The organism is Mesorhizobium sp. M2A.F.Ca.ET.037.01.1.1 (genome assembly GCF_003998075.1).
Taxonomy (GTDB): domain Bacteria; phylum Pseudomonadota; class Alphaproteobacteria; order Rhizobiales; family Rhizobiaceae; genus Mesorhizobium.
In genome coordinates this window covers 1-2,863 of sequence record NZ_RZSA01000862.1, presented here as the reverse complement: position 1 = coordinate 2,863, position 2,863 = coordinate 1, and the positions used below count along the sequence as shown (strand labels likewise).

Genomic DNA, 2,863 nt, shown 5'->3' with positions numbered 1-2,863 from the left:
GGCCATCACCATGTCGAGTCCGGCCATCACGGGACGTTCGACGGCACCGGCGAGACACATTTCCGCGTCCGCATTGTCTCGCCGAGTTTTGCCGGCATGAGCCGCATCGACCGCCACCGCGCCGTCAACCAACTGCTTGCCGACGAACTGAAGGCAGGCGTGCACGCGCTGGCGATCGAGCCGGCCGCACCCGGCGAGAAGACGCGCTGGTAATCAGGCCACCGTCGCCTTCAGGAAGGCCAGCACCGCCGCGGTCAAGGCGTCGCCATCCTCGCCGAAATCGCCATTGATCGACATATGCGTATAGGCGCTGCCGTCGAACAGCGTGACCTCGGTGCCAGTGGCGCGCAGGCGCTCGGCGAAAGCTTTCGACTCCTCGCCTCGCCCGGGCGCGCGCGAATAGGCGATGAAGGTCGGCGGATGCTTCCTGCCGTCGACATAGCTCGACGGCGACAGCGCCGCCCATTGTTTCGGGTCGGAGAAGACACGCGCATAGGCGCGCACCATGCCGCCATTTCTCGAAAGCGCGGCAAGATCGTAGGCCCTTGTGTCGTCCAGGATCAGCGCGGCGACGCCCGGCAACCCTCCGCGCATGCCGGTCAGCGCAACCAGATGGCAGCCGGCCGAATGGCCCATGCCGACGATGCGGTCCGGATCGCCGCCATATCGGGCGATGTTCGCGCGCACATAGGCATAGGCCTTTTCGACATCGCCGGCCTGGGTGGCGACATCCGCTTCCGGCAGCATGCGGTAGTCGATCGAGACGAACAAGAAGCCATTGGCGAGCAGGAAGTCCGGCTTTGAGCCGACCTGGCTGCGCTTGCCGAACCGCCAGGCGCCGCCATGGACGAAGAAGACCACCGGCAGGTTCTTCGCGCCGGCCGGCGCGTAGATGTCGAGCTTGGCCGGACCGTAATCGATGGTTCGCGGTTCCGGCTGGCCCGGACGCCCAGCGGCTGACGCGCCCGGCGGCAACAGCGCCGCCATGGCTGCCACGATGAAGCTGCGTCGATTGATCATCGTCATCTCCGGCCAGGTTCTGTCGCGGCGGGCACGGATGCTCGCCACGCGCCTCGTTTACGAACCAAAAATGACAACTTTCGGTGCGAAACCAAATCCACTCCTTGACCGTCCGCTGGCAATCACCACGTATGTTCATAGGCGAGCATTTAAGGCCGAATCGGGGTGTCCCGAAGGCTAATGTCGGGGTGCATTGTGCGCTCTTCCTTCACGTGAAGGGAACCACAATGCTTTCCGGTGGTTGATGAAGCGATGAGCCGATTGGCAGCCTATCGGCTCCGAGGCAAAGCATCATGCGCGAGAACCAATCCGACGTCTTCGATCTGTTTTCGGAGATCTATTCCAATGCGGCACAGGAAGAGATCAGCCTTCAGCAATATCTGCTGGCCTGCCGCGAGGACAAATCCATGTACGCCTCGGCGCCGGAGCGCATGGTCGAGGCGATCGGCGAGCCGAATCTGGTCGACACCAGCAAGGACGAGCGGCTCGGCCGCATTTTCTCCAACCGCACCATCAAGATCTATCCTTCCTTTTCCGACTTCTACGGAATGGAGGATACGATCGAGCGCATCGCCGGATATTTCCGCTACGCCTCGCAAGGCCTCGAGGAGCGCAAGCAGATCCTCTATCTTCTCGGCCCGGTCGGCGGCGGCAAATCCTCGCTAGCCGAACGGCTGAAGAAGCTGATGGAAGAGCGGCCGATCTACACGCTCAAGGTCGGCAACCAGATCAGCCCGATCTTCGAATCGCCGCTGGGCCTCTTTCATCCCGACCGGATGGGCGATCTGCTGGAGGACAAATACGGCATCGCCCGCCGCCGCCTGAACGGACTGATCTCGCCCTGGGCGGCCAAGCGCCTGGATGAGCTGAAGGGCGACATCTCGAAATTCAGCGTCGTCAAGCTGATGCCGTCGCGGCTGCGCCAGATCTCCATCGCCAAGACCGAGCCCGGCGACGAGAACAATCAGGATGTCTCGGCGCTGGTAGGCAAGGTCGACATCAGGCAGTTGGAGCACTTCAGCCAGTCCGACCCGGACGCTTATTCCTACAGCGGCGGCCTGAACCGGACGACGCAAGGCCTGCTCGAATTCGTCGAGATGTTCAAGGCGCCGATCAAGGTCCTGCACCCGCTGCTGACCGCCACCCAGGAAGGCAGCTACAACGGCACCGAGAATTTCGGCGCCTTCCCCTATCAGGGCATCGTCGTCGCCCATTCCAATGAATCGGAATGGCAGCAGTTCAAGAACAACAAGAACAATGAGGCGTTCCTCGACCGCATCCTCGTGGTCAAGGTGCCCTATTGCCTGCGCATCACAGAGGAGCGGCAGATCTACGAGAAGCTGCTGCGCGAAAGCGAGCTGGCGAACAGTCCTTGCGCGCCCGAGGTGCTGGACATCCTCAGCCGCTTCACCGTCTCGACGCGCCTTGCCGAGCACGAGAACTCGCCGCTCTACACCAAGATGCGCGCCTATGACGGCGAGAACCTCAAGGAGATCGACCCGAAGGCGAAGTCCGTCCAGGAATATCGCGATGCCGCCGGCGTCGACGAGGGCATGACCGGGGTCAGCACGCGTTTCGCCTTCAAGATCCTGTCGCAGACCTTCAACTACGACACCAAGGAAGTGGCCGCCGATCCCGTCCACCTGATGTACATCCTCGAAGAGGCGATCAAGCGCGAGCAATTCCCGAAGGAAACGGAGGCTGCCTATCTCGAGTTCATCAAGTCGGAACTCGCCAGCCGCTATGCCGAGTTCATCGGCCACGAGATCCAGAAAGCCTATCTGGAATCCTACAGCGAATATGGCCAGAACCTCTTCGACCGCTACATCGCTTATGCCGATGC

Annotated in this window: 3 protein-coding genes; 2 read left to right on the top strand and 1 reads right to left on the bottom strand. The window is 61.9% G+C overall.

What is annotated here, in order from left to right; all coding sequences use genetic code 11:
* A partial coding sequence (locus EOA27_RS30335) for a BolA family protein (protein ID WP_145970624.1) occupies positions 1–213 on the top strand: 213 nt, incomplete at its 5' end.
* Here EOA27_RS30335 and EOA27_RS30330 read toward each other — a convergent pair.
* A complete protein-coding gene (locus EOA27_RS30330) occupies positions 214–1,020 on the bottom strand; it encodes an alpha/beta hydrolase (RefSeq protein WP_126080995.1) in 807 nt (268 codons plus the stop codon). It abuts the gene before it with no gap.
* A 293-nt stretch (positions 1,021–1,313) separates the two neighbouring features.
* On the opposite strand from EOA27_RS30330, the gene EOA27_RS30325 reads away from it, so the two are divergent.
* The coding region (locus EOA27_RS30325) for a PrkA family serine protein kinase (RefSeq protein WP_127257965.1) at positions 1,314–2,863 on the top strand (1,550 nt) is incomplete at its 3' end.